The following is a 16,671-nucleotide window of genomic DNA, read 5'->3' on the forward strand; positions in this document are numbered from 1 at the left end:
AGCATTTTTTCTCTTAATAAATAAAGTGACAAGAAAAAACACTTTACAAACAAGTAACTACTTGTTATCATACTATCTTGTGTGAAATATTTTCGGAGGTGCTATATTAAATGGCAGTTAAAATTCGTTTAAAACGTATGGGTTCTAAAAAATCCCCATTCTATCGTATTGTAGTAGCAGATTCTCGTTCTCCTCGTGACGGACGTTTCATTGAAACAGTTGGAACTTACAACCCAGTATTACAACCAGCTGAAGTTAAAATCAATGAAGAACTAGCTCTTAAATGGTTACAAGATGGCGCGAAGCCTTCTGACACAGTTCGTAACCTTTTCTCTAACGAAGGTATTATGGAAAAATTCCACAATGCCAAATTAGGTAAGTAAGAGGCAAAATGACAGATCTAATCCAAACAATTGTGACGTCGTTAGTAGATCATCCAGAAAATGTAGTGGTTACGGAAAAAGAAACAGGTAATGTTCTTACGTACCAACTTACTGTGCATCAAGATGATTTAGGGAAAGTGATTGGCAAGCAGGGTAGAATTGCAAAAGCAATCCGGACAGTTTTGTTCGCTGCTGCTTCTCACGAGAATAAACGAGTACAATTAGAGATTATGGAGTAGGGGGAGGCTTTGATGCTTCCCCTTTTCTTATGGTTGAATAATGATAATTACTCAAAGTTTAGATTAAAGTGTTCCCTTATAGGGGTACGCTATAATACATAGAACAGTCAGATAAATACTGCGCGTGGAGGTGCATGAAATGTCAAAATGGTTCAATGTAGGTAAGCTTGTTAATACGCATGGGATAAAAGGTGAGGTGCGTGTGGTTTCCAGAACGGATTTTCCGGATGAACGTTATAAAAAGGGAAATCTTCTATACTTATTCTTGCCAAATGAAAAAGAACCTGTAGAAGTTAAGGTGGCATCTAGAAGGGTACATAAATCCTTCGATCTTCTTACATTCGAAGGATTCCATAATGTAAACGAAGTGGAAAAGTTCAAAGGTGCCATTGTCAAGGTTCCGGAAGATCAACTAGGGGAGCTGGAAGAAGGGGAATATTATTTTCACGAAATCGTTGGGTGTAAAGTCATCCTTCAGGAAACAATGGAGGAGATAGGCACTGTTAAGGAAGTACTGACACCGGGAGCAAATGATGTCTGGGTCATACAGGCAAAGAAAGGGAAGGATATCTTGATCCCTTATATCGATCAAGTAGTAAAGAAAGTGGACGTGCAGGAAAAAACAATCATTATAGAGCCATTAGAAGGATTGTTTTAAGATGAAGATTGATATTCTTTCCATTTTTCCGGAGATGTTTACAGGTGTTCTTGGATCTTCCATTCTGAGCAAAGCTGCGGAGAAAGGTGCCGTTCAATACAGTGTGACCGATTTCAGAGAGTTCGCGGACAATAAACATAAGACAGTCGATGACTACCCTTATGGAGGCGGAGCTGGAATGGTTCTCAAAGCCCAGCCGATATTTGATGCAGTATCATCTCTTACAGAGGAAAACCAAACTGGTAATAAACCGAGAGTTATTCTGATGTGTCCCCAGGGAGAGCGGTATACGCAAAAGAAAGCAGAAGAACTGGCACAAGAAGAGCACTTGATATTCATCTGCGGTCATTATGAAGGCTATGACGAACGAATAAGAGAACATGTGGTTACAGATGAGATTTCCATTGGCGACTATGTTCTTACCGGCGGGGAACTTGCTTCAATGGTTATTGTAGACAGTGTAGTGCGTTTACTTCCAGATGTATTAGGAAAAGCGGCTTCCCATGAACAGGACAGCTTTAGTACCGGACTCCTTGAGCATCCCCATTATACGAGACCGGCTGATTTTCGTGGCATGAAAGTGCCAGACGTACTTCTTTCAGGAAATCATGCACATATTGAAAAATGGCGGACAAAAGAGTCCATCAGAAGAACTTGGAATAGAAGACCTGACTTATTTGATGAATATCCACTTACAGATCAACAACGAGCATGGCTCGAAGAAATAAAAAAAGAGGACTAGGCATATTGATTTTATCTTTCTAATATGCTATTATACTCTTTGTGACTTAGCTATTGCTATGTCTAAAAACGATGTTCCGCTGCATCAAATAAGTATGGTATGAGCATCTGTGGAAAAGGAGCAGAAAACTATGCAAAAATTAATTCAAGATATTACTCAAGAGCAGTTGAAAACTGATCTTCCTTCTTTCCGTCCTGGTGACACTGTACGTGTTAACGTTAAGGTTGTAGAGGGAACGCGTGAGCGTATTCAGGTGTATGAAGGAGTAGTAATCAAGCGTCGTGGCGGCGGAATCAGCGAAACTTTCACAGTTCGTAAGATCTCTTACGGAGTTGGAGTTGAGCGTGCATTCCCACTTCATTCCCCTAAAATTGAGGGAATTGATGTAGTTCGTCGTGGTAAAGTACGTCGTGCGAAACTTTACTACCTACGTGCATTACGTGGTAAAAAAGCGCGTATCAAAGAGATTCGATAATCAAAAGGGGAGCTTGGAGACAAGCTCTCTTTTTTTACTAAAAAAACGGCTGCGCAATATCTAAGTTTTGTATAAACCAAAACAAGGTATATAATTGAAGTAGAATTACATATAAATTCTCATTTAAACAAGAGAACATAATGAAAACGGCGGAGGAACAGATATGGCACGTTCTAAAAATGAGCTATGGGAATGGGTAAAGGCCTTAGCTATCGCAGTAATTCTTGCAGCAGCAATACGCTATTTCTTTTTTGCACCGATTGTGGTAGATGGTGATTCCATGATGCCCACTCTGCATAATCAAGATAGAATGATCGTGAACAAGATCGGATATAAAGTTGGCGAACCGGAACGATTTGACATCGTTGTGTTCCATGCAACAGAAGATAAGGACTATATCAAGCGTGTCATCGGTCTGCCGGGCGACGAAGTGGAATACCGGGATGATGTTCTGTATATTAATGGACAAGCTTACGATGAGCCATATTTAGACAGTTATAAGGCTCAGTATCCTGATGGTCCATTAACGGAAGATTTCACATTGGAAGAAAAGACAGGCCTAAAAAAGGTGCCAAAAGGTCATCTCTTTGTAATGGGAGATAACCGGAGATTCAGTAAGGATGGCCGTCATATCGGAACTGTTCCACAAGAAGAAGTATTAGGCAAAACCAATATCGTCTACTGGCCGCTACCAGACTTAAGAATGGTAAAGTAGAACCTAGCAGTTGATTAGAGCAAAAGGCGAAGACTCCTCGAAAATGCTACGCATTTTCTTCGTGCGATGTTTCGCTGTCGAAGCCTTCCTTGTCCTGAGGGAGATAGCGCTAGCTGGAGACCCCGCAGGCGAAAGCCGAGGAGGCTCCAGCAGTGCCCCTAGGAAAGCGAAGCCATTTGCGGAAATCAACTGCGGTGTTTACAGAAACTCAAAATAAATGTTTTTTTGCAAGGACTTCAGGAGGCAATTCTCATGACAATACAGTGGTTTCCCGGGCATATGGCGAAAGCCCGCAGACAAGTAACAGAAAAACTTAAATTGATTGATATCGTCTATGAATTGGTAGATGCCCGCATCCCCGTTTCATCACGAAACCCGATGATCGACGAAATCATCTCCAATAAACCAAGAATCATCCTATTAAACAAAGCAGATATGGCAGATGCAAAAGTAACCCGGGAATGGTTGGACTATTTTAATCTTCCAGGTTCATCAACTAAAGCGATTGCCATCGACTCCCAAACTGGTAAAGGTATTCAACAGATTGCAACATTATCAAAAGAGCTGTTAAAAGAGAAGTTTGATAAAATGCAATCTCGCGGAATAAGACCTAGAGCAATCAGAGCGTTGATTGTTGGTATCCCCAATGTTGGGAAATCAACGCTGATTAACAGGCTGGCGAAGAAAAATATCGCTCAAACAGGAGACAGACCAGGTGTAACAAAAGCTCAGCAATGGGTTAAAGTCGGGAAAGAATTGGAGCTGCTCGATACCCCAGGAATTCTCTGGCCGAAATTTGAGGATCAGGAGGTCGGCTACCGCTTAGCTACCACTGGTGCCATTAAAGATACGATTATTAACCTGCAGGATATTGCCGTATTTGCTTTAAGATTTTTGACCGACGCTTACCCTGAAAGGTTGAAGGATCGTTACGGTCTTGAGGAAATCCCTGAGGATATAGTCGAACTTTTTGATGCGATAGGCTCAAAACGCGGCTGTAAAATGAGTGGTGGACATATCGATTATGATAAGACCGCAGAATTGGTTATTCGTGAGATCCGTTCGGAAAAGCTAGGGAAAATCAGTTTAGAAAGACCAGAAAAACTATAGAAAAAGGCTGTCATCCGTGCAGCCTTTTTCTTTTGGGGAAATGGAGTGGAAAATGTGGCAAAGCTGTCGATAAAAGAGATAGAACAAATATTAGCCAAAACGGAAAATGAGCAAGACTCTTTCCTCCTTTCAATAAAAAGTGATGAACGTAAAGGTGTACAGGTACTTTTAAGTAGATGGGAAAAGCGGAAAGAGGAAAAACAGAAGCTTATAAATCAGTTCAGAGAAATGCAAAAATATGAACGTGCTCTTTGGGAGAAAGGGTCCCGGTACATTGCTGGAATAGATGAAGTCGGTCGAGGGCCTCTGGCAGGACCGGTCGTTGCAGCTGCTGTGATCTTGCCTGAAAATTTTCAGTTGCCCGGACTGACAGACTCAAAAAAACTCAGCCAGCAAAAACGCGAGATTTTTTATGATTATATTAAAAAGAATGCTCTTAGTTACGGAATAGGAATTATCATGCCAAGCGATATAGATAAGGTGAATATCTATGAAGCAACCAAGCTTGCCATGATGGAGGCAGTGAAAAACCTGTCCCTCCTACCTGATCATCTCCTGATTGATGCCATGAAACTAGAAGTAGATATAGCACAAACATCCATCATAAAGGGAGATGCGACAAGTATATCCATCGCAGCGGCATCTGTGTTGGCTAAAGAGACAAGGGATGCTTATATGAAGAACCTTGCATCTGAATTTCCACAGTATGGATTTGATAAAAACATGGGATATGGAACCCGAGAGCATTTAATCGCTTTAGAAGAAGTTGGGGTGACCCGAGAACATCGTCGATCATTCTCACCAGTAAAGGAATTGGTTGACTAAAAGGAGTTAGCTATGAACATTTCACCGTTAGGCTCTGGAGTCGGAAAAGCCCAAAACCAAGCGACGGCTTTTCCTGCCACTTCACAAACCGCACAGGTAAGCACTCAGGTACTTATAACCCAAATAGGGGGGAAGATGCCTTCAACCTCTTTAAAAGAAGTAACAGAGGCTATAGACAGCCTTCCCCCATCACAAAAAGAGAAAGCAATGGAACTGGTTAAAGTATTAGTGCAGCGAAATGGACTTACCAACCTACCTGAGAAGCTTCAAATGATGGTCACCAGTTTTTCCGATAAGGAAACGATACTACAAAATCTAGCCAAAGTGGAAACTTATCTTGAAAAAGCAAATCTTCCAACACCAGTTCAGGAAAAATTAATAGATGTCATTCGAAACATGCAACTTCCACAGACTCTTAACAACAAAACAGAAACCTTGCATTTTATTAAACAAGTACTACCTTTACTTGGATTGAATTTCGAACAAAACTTAAACAATTATATTCGACAAGACCAGCCTTTGTCAGAAGCTAAGTTAGAACAGTTGAAGCCATTACTCTTGAATTATATGAACCAGGCAACAACTCCTGAAGAAAAAGCTGCCATTGGCCAGCTCATTTCCAAATTGACGAGTTTTCAACTTCTAACAAGAGAAGAAGGAAACCTGCATCATGTTTTTTTACCTATTCCTGTTAACATGGAAAATGAATCAAAAGAATGGTATGTGCATATAAGCTCCAAACAAAAGAACGAGGAGCTGGATTCGGAATATTGCCGTGTTGTTCTATTGCTAGATCTGCCTATATTTTCTTCCGTAATGGTGGACGTACTCGTTCAAAAGAAAGTAATCGGTATTTCCTTTCAACATTCTTATCCTGCGCTAGAATCACTTGTGGAAAAAAGCGCACCACTGCTTAAGGAGAACCTCGCTAAAATAGGCTATACATTAAGCAATGTGAAAACAGAATGCAAGGAAACGGACCATACTCCTGGGATACCATTAGGTTATCTAAGGACGATTTTGGCGCCACCAAAGGAAGGGGTGGACATCCGAATATGAGTAAAAACATCATAAAGCGAAAAAAAGCAGTCGCCATAAAATATGAACAACAAAAAAGTATTGCTCCAGTGGTGCAGGCAAAGGGCACTGGACTCATAGCTGAAAACATTCTGGAGGAAGCCAAAAAGCATAATATCCCCGTTCAGGAAGACCAGGCTTTATTGGAAATACTAATGGAATTAGAATTAAATGAAACAATACCGGAAGAATTATATGAGGTGGTAGCAGAAGTCTTGGCCTATGTGTACAAGCTTCATAAAGAAGAGAATAAGAATGTGAAAAACACCACGTGAAGGTTTTTTAACATAATGAAAATAGATTGAATAATCTGTAAAATAACACATCTTATTGTTAATTAGCTTCTTTTTCTCGACAAAATAGGATGTCAATCTATTAATTTTTTGAAAATAGTATAATATTTTTGCAGAAAGGTAGACATTTGTTGGCTCATTTAATAAAATGAAAGCGCAGTCTATTTTTAAATAATGTTCTGTTATACATAAGATTGGAGGATGGGAAATGAATATCCATGAATATCAAGGAAAAGAGATCCTCAGAAAATACGGGGTGGCTGTTCCAAATGGCCGTGTAGCGTTCACTGTTGAAGAAGCAGTAGAAGCTGCAAAAGAACTAGGAACAGAAATTTGTGTTGTGAAAGCGCAAATTCACGCTGGTGGCCGCGGTAAAGCGGGCGGAGTGAAAGTTGCCAAGAATTTGGATGAAGTTCGTGAATATGCGGGTGAAATCCTAGGCAAAACGTTAATTACTCATCAAACGGGCCCAGAAGGTAAGGAAGTAAAACGCCTACTTATCGAAGAAGGATGCGACATCAAGAAAGAATACTATATCGGACTTGTATTAGACCGTGCAACTTCCCGAGTTGTCCTAATGGCATCTGAAGAAGGCGGAACAGAAATTGAAGAAGTGGCAGAGCAAACGCCAGAAAAAATCTTCAAAGAAGTGGTTGATCCTGTTGTAGGATTAATAGGTTTCCAAGCTCGTCGTATTGCATTCAACATCAACATACCAAAAGAGTTGGTTGGACAAGCGGTTAAATTCATGATGAGCCTATATACAGCTTTCGTGGAGAAAGACTGCTCCATCGCAGAAATCAATCCACTTGTTGTTACGGGTGACGCAAAGGTTATGGCATTGGATGCAAAACTTAACTTCGACTCCAATGCACTATACCGTCACAAGGACATTTTAGAATACCGTGATCTGGAAGAAGAAGATGCAAAAGAAATCGAAGCTTCCAAATACGATCTAAGCTACATTTCACTTGATGGAAACATCGGATGTATGGTTAATGGTGCCGGCCTTGCTATGGCAACTATGGATATTATCAAACATTATGGTGGGGACCCTGCTAACTTCCTGGACGTTGGGGGCGGAGCAACTGCTGAGAAAGTAACAGAAGCTTTCAAAATTATCCTTTCTGATGATAATGTAAAAGGAATTTTCGTTAACATTTTCGGTGGAATTATGAAGTGTGACATCATCGCTACAGGTGTTGTGGAAGCAGCGAAACAAGTAGGACTTGAAGTACCTCTAGTAGTACGTTTGGAAGGTACGAACGTAGACCTAGGAAAGCAAATCTTACGTGAGTCTGGCTTAAACATCGTGGCAGCAGAATCCATGGCTGATGGTGCACAAAAAATCGTAGCGCAAGTAGGATAAGAAAGGCAGGGGACATTCATGAGTGTATTCATTAATAAAGATACAAAAGTAATCGTACAAGGTATTACTGGTTCCACAGCGTTATTCCATACAAAGCAAATGCTTGAGTATGGCACACAAATCGTTGGTGGGGTTACACCAGGTAAAGGCGGCACTGAAGTTGAAGGTGTACCTGTATTCAATACAGTAGAAGAAGCTGTCAAAGTTACTGGTGCAAATGCATCCGTTATTTATGTACCAGCTCCATTTGCTGCAGATGCGATCATGGAAGCGGTAGATGCTGAGCTTGACTTGGCTATTTGTATTACAGAGCATATTCCTGTACTTGATATGGTAAAAGTGAAGCGTTACATGGAAGGGAAAAAGACTCGTCTTGTTGGTCCTAACTGCCCTGGCGTTATCACTCCTGGTGAGTGCAAAATCGGAATCATGCCTGGATATATCCATACAAAAGGCCATGTTGGGGTTGTTTCCCGTTCTGGTACTCTAACGTATGAAGCGGTTCACCAATTATCACAAGAGGGCATCGGTCAATCTACAGCAGTAGGTATCGGTGGAGACCCTGTTAACGGTACAGACTTCATTGATGTATTAAAAGCATTCAATGAAGATGAAGATACGTATGCGGTTATCATGATCGGTGAAATCGGCGGAACAGCTGAAGAAGAAGCAGCTCTTTGGGTAAAAGAGAACATGACAAAACCTGTTGTCGGCTTCATCGGCGGCCGTACTGCACCTCCTGGTAAGCGTATGGGTCACGCAGGAGCAATCATCTCTGGCGGTAAAGGTACTGCAGATGAGAAAATCCGTGTGATGAATGAGTGTGGCATTGAAGTTGCCGATACTCCATCTGTAATGGGTGAAACGCTTATCAAAGTAATTAAAGAGCAAGGCATTTACGATAAATGTAAAACTCACTAATATAATATTGGAAAAGGGATAGTCGGGTCAGGCTATCCCCGTTTCCGTTTCTAAGGAGAGAGGTGTTTTTGCGTATATGCAAAAGGAGAAAAGAAGATTGATAACCCTGCATCATTGTCCAGGTCTCACCATAAAGGCACTCCAAAATCTATTAATGAAAGATCCCACGCTTGAACGACTATACACCATGACCCCTTCTGATATTGCTTCATATTTCACCACTACTCAAAAGCAAGCACAGTCCATTTATCACCATATCCACAACAATAATGTTTCGCAGCTTCTTTCTATTTATAAAGAGCAAAGCATAGTACCATTAACCATTTGGGATAAAGATTACCCTGCCCTATTAAAAGAAATTTACGACCCACCAGTTGTCCTATACACAAAAGGAAATCAACATCTGTTAAAGACCAGGATGCTCGGAATAGTCGGTGCAAGATTGATGTCTTCTTATGGTAAACACTCTTTAAATAAGTTAATTCCCCCTCTAGTAAAAGAAAAATTTACAATTGTTAGCGGATTGGCAAAAGGAGTGGACATTTCCGCTCATCAATTAACAATGGAAAAGGGAGGGAACACCATTGCAGTCTTAGGAAGCGGATTTTTTCAAATTTATCCGAAAGAACACCTGTCTTATGCAGAAAAAATTGCCTCTCACCAGCTACTCCTCTCAGAATATCCTCCATACACACCTCCAACAAGATGGAATTTCCCACAAAGGAATCGTATTATCAGCGGTTTAAGTGAAGGAGTAATCATTATTGAAGCGAAAGAGAAAAGTGGGTCCCTCATTACAGCAGATCAAGCGATGGAACAAGGAAGAGAGGTGTTTGCTGTTCCAGGTTCCATCCTTTCTGAAACCTCTAAGGGGACAAATGCGCTTATCCAACAGGGAGCAAAGCTTGTGACAAGTCATCATGATATTTTAGAAGAATTACGTAGCCGTGAAATGATAAAAATAAATAAATAGTAAAAGAGATTACAATTAAGTGACAAAAAATTAACTATTTTTGAGAGAATTTTCGTTTTTTACTTTACAAATCAATATATGTCTATATTATTATAGGGTACAATGATATTAAAAATTGTACCCTTTTTCCTTATTAGATGGACTATTCTAATGAGAAAAGTTTGCATAGGCAAGTATATAAAGAAGATTCTGTGTCTACATATAATACATAAGGATAACCGGGATGTTTAATGTGAGTAAAACTAGGAAATTACATAAATTATTGAAAAGCTCTGTTTGACAAACGGTTACATAATATTTGATAATGGTGAAGATTTATAATAATAGATAAAACAAAAATGAAAATAGAAGCTAAAAACTTTGAGAAAACGCATCACCTTAATGTTTTTTCTAAGAATTTACCCTCTTGAGGAGGATTATTGAATGGCAGATTATTTAGTGATTGTGGAATCACCAGCAAAAGCGAAGACAATTGAACGATATTTAGGAAAAAAATATAAAGTGAAAGCCTCCATGGGGCATGTAAGAGACTTACCTAAAAGTCAAATGGGTGTAAATGTAGACCATGAATTTGAGCCTAAATATATAACCATCAGAGGGAAAGGTCCCGTCTTGAAGGAATTAAAAACAGCTGCAAAAAAAGCAAAGAAAATTTTTCTCGCGGCTGACCCGGATCGCGAAGGGGAAGCTATCGCATGGCATCTTGCTCACAGTCTTGATATTGATATCACATCTGATTGTCGGGTGGTTTTTAATGAAATAACAAAAGATGCAATAAAGGAATCATTCAAACATCCAAGACCGATCAATCTTGATGTAGTGGACGCACAACAGGCAAGAAGGATCTTGGATCGACTTGTGGGCTACAATATAAGCCCTTTATTATGGAAGAAAGTGAAAAAAGGATTAAGTGCAGGACGCGTTCAATCCGTTGCGGTTCGGTTAGTTATTGAACGAGAGCAAGAGATAAATGCATTTGAACCGGAAGAGTACTGGTCCATAAAAAGCAGTTTCCTGACAGGAAAATCAAAAGAATTTGAAGCAAGCTTCTATGGCGTAGATGGAAAGAAGACAGAGCTTAAATCTGAAGCGGATGTCAATGAGATTCTTGGAAGGCTTGAGGGCAACTCTTTTGAAATTAAGAGTGTAACCAAAAAAGAGCGTAAACGTAATCCAGCGCTTCCTTTTATCACATCCTCCTTGCAACAGGAAGCAGCGCGTAAACTTAACTTCCGTGCAAAGAAAACGATGATGATGGCTCAGCAGCTCTATGAGGGCATTGAGCTTGGAAAAGAAGGTACGGTCGGTCTTATCACCTATATGCGTACGGATTCAACTCGTATTTCAGAAACCGCAAAAAAAGAAGCGGTGGAATATATCGAAAAGACATATGGCAAACAATTTGTTTCTAATGAAGAAAGAAAAGAGACAAAAAAGAGCAATGCACAGGATGCCCATGAAGCGATTCGTCCGACATCAACCACGAAGGACCCTCAGTCGATCAAAGAATATTTATCACGCGATCAATTCCGTTTGTATAAATTGATTTGGGAGCGGTTTGTTGCGAGTCAGATGGCACCTGCAATTTTGGATACGGTCAGTGTGGACTTAACGCAAAATGATGTTCAATTCCGTGCGACCGGTTCCACGGTCAAGTTCGCCGGTTTCATGAAAGTATATGTGGAAGGTAATGACGATCAACAGGAAGAAAAAGAAAACCTGTTGCCTCCTTTAGAGAAAGGTGATACAGTCTTCTCCAAAGATATCGATCAAAAGCAACATTTCACACAACCCCCACCAAGGTACACAGAGGCAAGGCTGGTACGTGCCCTTGAAGAGTTGGGAATAGGAAGACCGTCCACATATGCTCCTACACTGGATACTATCCAGAAAAGAGGCTATGTAGCGCTTGATAACAAAAGATTTGTTCCAACAGAGCTTGGGCAGATTGTCATTCAATTGATTTTGGAGTTCTTCCCGGAAATCATCAATGTCGAATTTACAGCAGATCTTGAAACGAACCTGGATAATGTGGAAGATGGTAAAGTAAATTGGGTAAATATCATTGACGGCTTTTATCATGAATTTGCCAAGCGTTTAGAAAAAGCGGAAGCGGAAATGCAGGAAATAGAAATAAAAGATGAACCTGCAGGTGAAGATTGTGAGCTTTGCGGTCACGAAATGGTCTTTAAAATGGGTAGGTATGGAAAGTTCATGGCGTGCTCCAATTTCCCTGACTGCCGCAATACAAAACCTATCGTAAAAGATATCGGCGTCCCTTGTCCTAAATGTGAAAAAGGGAATATCGTCGAAAGAAAAAGTAAAAAGAAACGAATTTTCTATGGTTGTGACCAATACCCTACTTGTGAATTTCTATCCTGGGATAAGCCTATTGCCAGAAAATGTCCGAAGTGTGAATCCTTACTGGTCGAGAAAAAGCTTAAAAAAGGTGTACAGGTTCAGTGCGTAGAGTGCGATTATAAAGAAGAACCACAAGGATAAGCTTTATTATAGTAAAGAGGGGACTGACACTTGAGTGGTTGGGTCAGCCCTTTTTCCTTTGTAAAAAAAATAGTGAGTGCAGCAATAATCTTACAACGTTTTTGGAGGTATCAGTTATGACAAACACAGTAGTTAATGTAATTGGAGCGGGCCTTGCCGGTAGTGAAGCAGCATGGCAGCTTGCAAATAAAGGGATTAGGGTCCATTTATACGAAATGCGCCCAGTCAAACAAACTCCTGCCCATCATACAGATAAATTCGCAGAGCTTGTTTGCTCCAATTCCCTGCGCGCGAACAACCTGACAAATGCAGTTGGGGTGTTAAAGGAAGAGATGAGAATGCTTGACTCCGTCATTATCCGTTCAGCAGATGACTGTGCGGTTCCTGCAGGCGGTGCTCTTGCGGTGGACAGGCATGAATTTGCTGCTAAAGTTACGGAAAGAGTAAAAGAACATCCTAATGTGACAGTATTTAATGAAGAAATGGAACAAATCCCGGAAGGACCGACGATCATAGCAACAGGACCGTTAACTTCCAAAGCCCTTTCAGACCAACTTCGTTCCTTAACAGGAGAAGAGTATCTATATTTCTACGATGCTGCAGCTCCAATTATTGAAAAAGACAGCATCAATATGGATATTGTTTATTTGAAATCCCGTTATGATAAAGGGGAAGCTGCCTACTTGAATTGCCCGATGACAGAAGAGCAGTTTAATCGTTTTTATGATGCATTAGTTGAAGCAGAAACCGTACCATTAAAGGAATTTGAAAAAGAAATTTTCTTTGAAGGGTGTATGCCGATTGAAGTCATGGCAAACCGCGGAAAGAAAACGATGCTTTTTGGACCTTTGAAGCCTGTTGGGTTAGAAGATCCTAAAACAGACAAACGCCCATATGCAGTCGTGCAACTCCGACAAGATGATGCGGCAGGCACTTTGTATAATATTGTTGGTTTTCAGACACATTTAAAATGGGGTCCACAAAAAGAAGTAATCCGTCTTATTCCTGGTTTGGAAAATGCAGAGATTGTAAGGTACGGTGTAATGCACCGTAATACCTTTATCAATTCACCTAATCTGTTGAAGCCAACGTATCAATTCAAAGAAAGAGAAGATCTTTTCTTTGCAGGACAAATGACAGGTGTGGAAGGTTATGTGGAATCTGCAGCGTCAGGACTTATTGCCGGGATGAATGCGGCACGCCTCGTTCTTGGAGAGGAACCGTTGGTGTTCCCTAAAGAAACGGCGATTGGAAGTATGGCGCACTATATTACTTCTACAAACGCGAAAAACTTCCAACCGATGAATGCAAACTTTGGGTTATTTCCAGATCTTCCGAAGAAAATAAAAAATAAACAAGAGCGAAATGAAGCGCATGCTAGGAGAGCGTTGGAAACAATTCAGAATTTTGTAAAAAATTAATCAAATTAATTGCAAGGGCTACTAAATTGTGATAATATTTAGTAGCCCTTGTGAGGTGATAAGTATGCAAAATGTTAACGTTCCATTAATTTCTTTTCTAGAATATTTACAAATTGAAAAAAATTACTCAAAATATACTATTGTATTTTATCAGAAGGATATTGAAGATTTTTTTGATTTTATGAAAGAGGAAGCCATTTCAAGCATCAATGAAGTCACTCATACAGAAGCACGTATGTATTTAACCAGGCTGCATCAAAAAAAGTACGCACGAAAATCGGTTGCAAGAAAAACATCAAGCTTACGCAGTTTCTATAAGTTTCTACTGCGAGAAGAGAAGGTGGAGCAAAACCCTTTTACCAGTGTTTCCTTGCCAAAACAGGAAAAGCGGCTTCCGCAGTTCCTGTATAGTGAAGAACTTGATAAGTTGTTTGCTGTATCAGATTTGGAAACACCATTAGGTCAGAGGAATCAAGCCATTTTAGAATTGCTCTATGCAACTGGTATCCGAATTAGTGAATGTTGTCACATTCAAATTCATGATATTGACTTTCAAGTCGGTACCATCCTTGTCACTGGAAAAGGGAATAAACAGCGTTACATCCCGTTTGGAAGTTTTGCACAAGACGCCATGAAGACCTATTTAGAAGATGGCCGAAAAACACTGCTTGATAAGCAAAAAACGCCTAATTCCACCAAGCATCTTTTTCTTAATTTCCGTGGAGGTGCCCTTACCCCCCGAGGTGTAAGGCTGATACTTAATGACATGGTACAACAGGCATGTTCAACCTTACATATTAGTCCACATATGCTTCGGCATACTTTTGCCACTCATATGTTAAATGAAGGAGCAGACCTTCGTGTTGTACAAGAATTGCTCGGACATGCCAGTTTATCATCCACCCAAATCTATACACATGTGACAAAAGAACATTTGCAAAAGACGTATAATCAATTTCATCCTCGTGCATGAGGAACGAATGGAGGATCTTTTCATGTCATCATTTCATGCTACCACGATATTTGCAGTCCAGCATAAGGGACAATGCGCAATGTCAGGTGACGGTCAAGTTACATTTGGAAACGCAGTTGTCATGAAGCATACAGCACGAAAAGTGCGCAAGCTTTTTAACGGACGGATTCTTGCGGGTTTTGCAGGATCTGTGGCAGATGCATTTACCTTATTCGAAATGTTCGAGGCGAAGCTTGAGGAATATAACGGCAATATCCAACGCTCAGCAGTTGAGCTTGCCAAAGAATGGCGTAGTGATAAAGTGTTGAGAAAGTTGGAAGCCATGTTGATTGTAATGGATGAGTCCAGCATGTTGTTAGTTTCCGGAACGGGTGAAGTTATTGAACCTGATGACGGAATACTTGCAATTGGTTCAGGCGGGAACTATGCACTTTCTGCAGGCCGTGCTTTAAAACGATATGCAGGTGATCATATGACAGCACGTGAGATAGCAAAAGCATCCTTGGAAACAGCAGGTGAAATTTGCGTGTACACTAATGACAATATCATTGTAGAAGAACTATAGAAAAGGCGGTTGTGGACATGAGTACAAAATTAACCCCTAGGCAAATAGTAGATATGCTCGATCAATATATTGTAGGTCAAACAAATGCGAAAAAGGCTGTTGCGGTTGCACTGAGAAACAGATATAGAAGAAGTCTTCTCAAAGGCAGTCTTCGTGATGAAGTAGTCCCTAAAAACATCCTGATGATCGGTCCGACTGGTGTCGGAAAGACTGAAATAGCCCGAAGAATTGCCAAACTTGTTGGTGCACCATTCATCAAAGTAGAAGCAACGAAATTCACAGAAGTTGGCTATGTAGGCCGTGATGTTGAATCGATGGTACGCGATTTGGTGGAAACATCCGTCCGTCTTGTAAAAGAAGAAAAGATGGCGAGTGTAAAAGAAAAAGCCCTGGAAAATGCAAACAAACGCTTGGTGGAACTACTTGTTCCTGGCAAGCAAAAAAGCGCGTCCTATAAAAATCCGCTTGAAATGTTTTTTGGAGGAAATGCTAACTCCAACGACACGGAAGAGCAGGAAAAGCAAGAAGAAGTATCAATCAAAGATCAAAGAAGAAGAATGGCCCATCAACTTGCTCTAGGAGAACTAGAAGACCGTTATGTCACGGTTGAAGTGGAAGAACAGCAAGGGTCCATGTTTGACATGCTGCAAGGCTCGGGTATGGAACAAATGGGCATGAACATGCAAGATGCCCTAAGCAATCTCATGCCGAAGAAAAAAAAGAAAAGAAGGCTGACTGTCCGTGAGGCAAGACCAGTACTTGCACATGAAGAAGCACAAAAACTAATTGATATGGATGAAGTGACACAAGAAGCTGTTAATAGAGCAGAACAAAATGGAATCATCTTTATAGATGAAATCGATAAAATCGCTAAAAAGAACAGCGGTTCTTCTGCAGATGTGTCCCGTGAAGGAGTTCAGCGTGACATCCTCCCTATTGTGGAAGGATCAACGGTAGTAACAAAATACGGCCAAGTAAAGACAGATCATGTTTTATTTATTTCTGCAGGGGCCTTCCATATCGCCAAGCCTTCTGATCTCATTCCAGAATTGCAAGGTCGTTTTCCGATTCGTGTGGAATTGACCAAACTATCAATAGATGACTTTGTAAGAATTTTAGTGGAACCAGATAATGCTTTACTTAAACAATATACGGCATTATTGGAAACGGAAGGTATAAAAGTCGAATTTTCTGACGATGCTATTCGTAAACTAGCTGAAGTAGCGTTTCAGGTGAACCAGGATACCGATAATATCGGTGCCCGTCGTCTTCACACTATCCTTGAGAAATTGTTGGAGGACCTGTCATTTGAAGCGCCAGATATCAACCTGGAGAAAATCGTCATCACACCGAAATATGTGGACGAAAAACTAGGCAATATCGTAAAAAATAAAGATTTAAGCCAATTTATCTTATAGAAGTAGATTTTT

18 protein-coding genes are annotated in these 16,671 nt (G+C 40.5%); all 18 read left to right on the forward strand.

What is annotated here, in order from left to right:
• Positions 1-110: 110 nt before the first annotated feature.
• Positions 111-383, forward strand: coding sequence for a 30S ribosomal protein S16 (gene rpsP, locus B4U37_RS09855; RefSeq protein ID WP_010193419.1), 273 nt, complete (start codon positions 111-113; stop codon positions 381-383).
• Positions 384-391: 8 nt separating this feature from the next.
• A complete protein-coding gene (locus tag B4U37_RS09860) occupies positions 392-622 on the forward strand; it encodes a KH domain-containing protein (protein ID WP_088018091.1) in 231 nt (76 codons plus the stop codon).
• A gap of 139 nt (positions 623-761) precedes the next feature.
• A complete protein-coding gene (gene rimM, locus B4U37_RS09865) occupies positions 762-1,280 on the forward strand; it encodes a ribosome maturation factor RimM (RefSeq protein ID WP_088018092.1) in 519 nt (172 codons plus the stop codon).
• A 1-nt stretch (position 1,281) separates the two neighbouring features.
• Positions 1,282-2,022: a tRNA (guanosine(37)-N1)-methyltransferase TrmD gene (gene trmD / locus B4U37_RS09870; RefSeq protein ID WP_088018093.1), complete on the forward strand. Its 741-nt coding sequence runs from the start codon at positions 1,282-1,284 to the stop codon at positions 2,020-2,022.
• A 130-nt stretch (positions 2,023-2,152) separates the two neighbouring features.
• A complete protein-coding gene (rplS, locus tag B4U37_RS09875; protein ID WP_010193413.1) occupies positions 2,153-2,497 on the forward strand; it encodes a 50S ribosomal protein L19 in 345 nt (114 codons plus the stop codon).
• Between the two features lie 163 nt (positions 2,498-2,660).
• Positions 2,661-3,212 carry a signal peptidase I gene (gene lepB, locus B4U37_RS09880; protein WP_088018094.1) on the forward strand — a complete coding sequence of 184 codons (552 nt, stop codon included), beginning with the start codon at positions 2,661-2,663 and terminating at the stop codon, positions 3,210-3,212.
• A gap of 252 nt (positions 3,213-3,464) precedes the next feature.
• On the forward strand, positions 3,465-4,322 hold the full coding sequence (gene ylqF / locus B4U37_RS09885) for a ribosome biogenesis GTPase YlqF (RefSeq protein ID WP_088018095.1): 858 nt from the start codon (positions 3,465-3,467) through the stop codon (positions 4,320-4,322).
• Between the two features lie 54 nt (positions 4,323-4,376).
• Positions 4,377-5,147 carry a ribonuclease HII gene (locus B4U37_RS09890; protein ID WP_088020238.1) on the forward strand — a complete coding sequence of 257 codons (771 nt, stop codon included), beginning with the start codon at positions 4,377-4,379 and terminating at the stop codon, positions 5,145-5,147.
• Between the two features lie 12 nt (positions 5,148-5,159).
• Positions 5,160-6,206 carry a hypothetical protein gene (locus tag B4U37_RS09895; RefSeq protein WP_088018096.1) on the forward strand — a complete coding sequence of 349 codons (1,047 nt, stop codon included), beginning with the start codon at positions 5,160-5,162 and terminating at the stop codon, positions 6,204-6,206.
• Positions 6,203-6,499, forward strand: a complete 297-nt coding sequence (locus B4U37_RS09900; protein WP_088018097.1) for an EscU/YscU/HrcU family type III secretion system export apparatus switch protein — start codon at positions 6,203-6,205, stop codon at positions 6,497-6,499. Before B4U37_RS09895 ends, B4U37_RS09900 begins: the two co-directional genes overlap by 4 nt.
• Before the next feature lie 226 nt (positions 6,500-6,725).
• A complete protein-coding gene (sucC, locus tag B4U37_RS09905; protein WP_088018098.1) occupies positions 6,726-7,886 on the forward strand; it encodes an ADP-forming succinate--CoA ligase subunit beta in 1,161 nt (386 codons plus the stop codon).
• A gap of 18 nt (positions 7,887-7,904) precedes the next feature.
• The gene (sucD, locus tag B4U37_RS09910; protein WP_088018099.1) at positions 7,905-8,807 is read left to right on the forward strand and encodes a succinate--CoA ligase subunit alpha; all 903 of its coding nucleotides are present in this window, start codon (positions 7,905-7,907) and stop codon (positions 8,805-8,807) included.
• 76 nt (positions 8,808-8,883) lie between these two features.
• Positions 8,884-9,780, forward strand: coding sequence for a DNA-processing protein DprA (gene dprA, locus B4U37_RS09915; RefSeq protein WP_088018100.1), 897 nt, complete (start codon positions 8,884-8,886; stop codon positions 9,778-9,780).
• Between the two features lie 423 nt (positions 9,781-10,203).
• Complete coding sequence (gene topA, locus B4U37_RS09920) at positions 10,204-12,282, forward strand: type I DNA topoisomerase (protein ID WP_088018101.1); 2,079 nt, start codon at positions 10,204-10,206, stop codon at positions 12,280-12,282.
• A 116-nt stretch (positions 12,283-12,398) separates the two neighbouring features.
• Positions 12,399-13,703, forward strand: a complete 1,305-nt coding sequence (trmFO, locus tag B4U37_RS09925) for an FADH(2)-oxidizing methylenetetrahydrofolate--tRNA-(uracil(54)-C(5))-methyltransferase TrmFO (RefSeq protein WP_088018102.1) — start codon at positions 12,399-12,401, stop codon at positions 13,701-13,703.
• A gap of 64 nt (positions 13,704-13,767) precedes the next feature.
• Complete coding sequence (xerC, locus tag B4U37_RS09930; RefSeq protein ID WP_088018103.1) at positions 13,768-14,676, forward strand: tyrosine recombinase XerC; 909 nt, start codon at positions 13,768-13,770, stop codon at positions 14,674-14,676.
• 22 nt (positions 14,677-14,698) lie between these two features.
• Positions 14,699-15,241 (forward strand): ATP-dependent protease subunit HslV, encoded by a 543-nt coding sequence (hslV, locus tag B4U37_RS09935; protein WP_060665887.1) that lies wholly within the window; start codon positions 14,699-14,701, stop codon positions 15,239-15,241.
• Between the two features lie 17 nt (positions 15,242-15,258).
• The gene (hslU, locus tag B4U37_RS09940; protein WP_088018104.1) at positions 15,259-16,659 is read left to right on the forward strand and encodes an ATP-dependent protease ATPase subunit HslU; all 1,401 of its coding nucleotides are present in this window, start codon (positions 15,259-15,261) and stop codon (positions 16,657-16,659) included.
• Positions 16,660-16,671: the final 12 nt, after the last annotated feature.

Source organism: Sutcliffiella horikoshii (genome assembly GCF_002157855.1).
Classification (GTDB): Bacteria; Bacillota; Bacilli; order Bacillales; family Bacillaceae_I; genus Sutcliffiella_A; species Sutcliffiella_A horikoshii_C.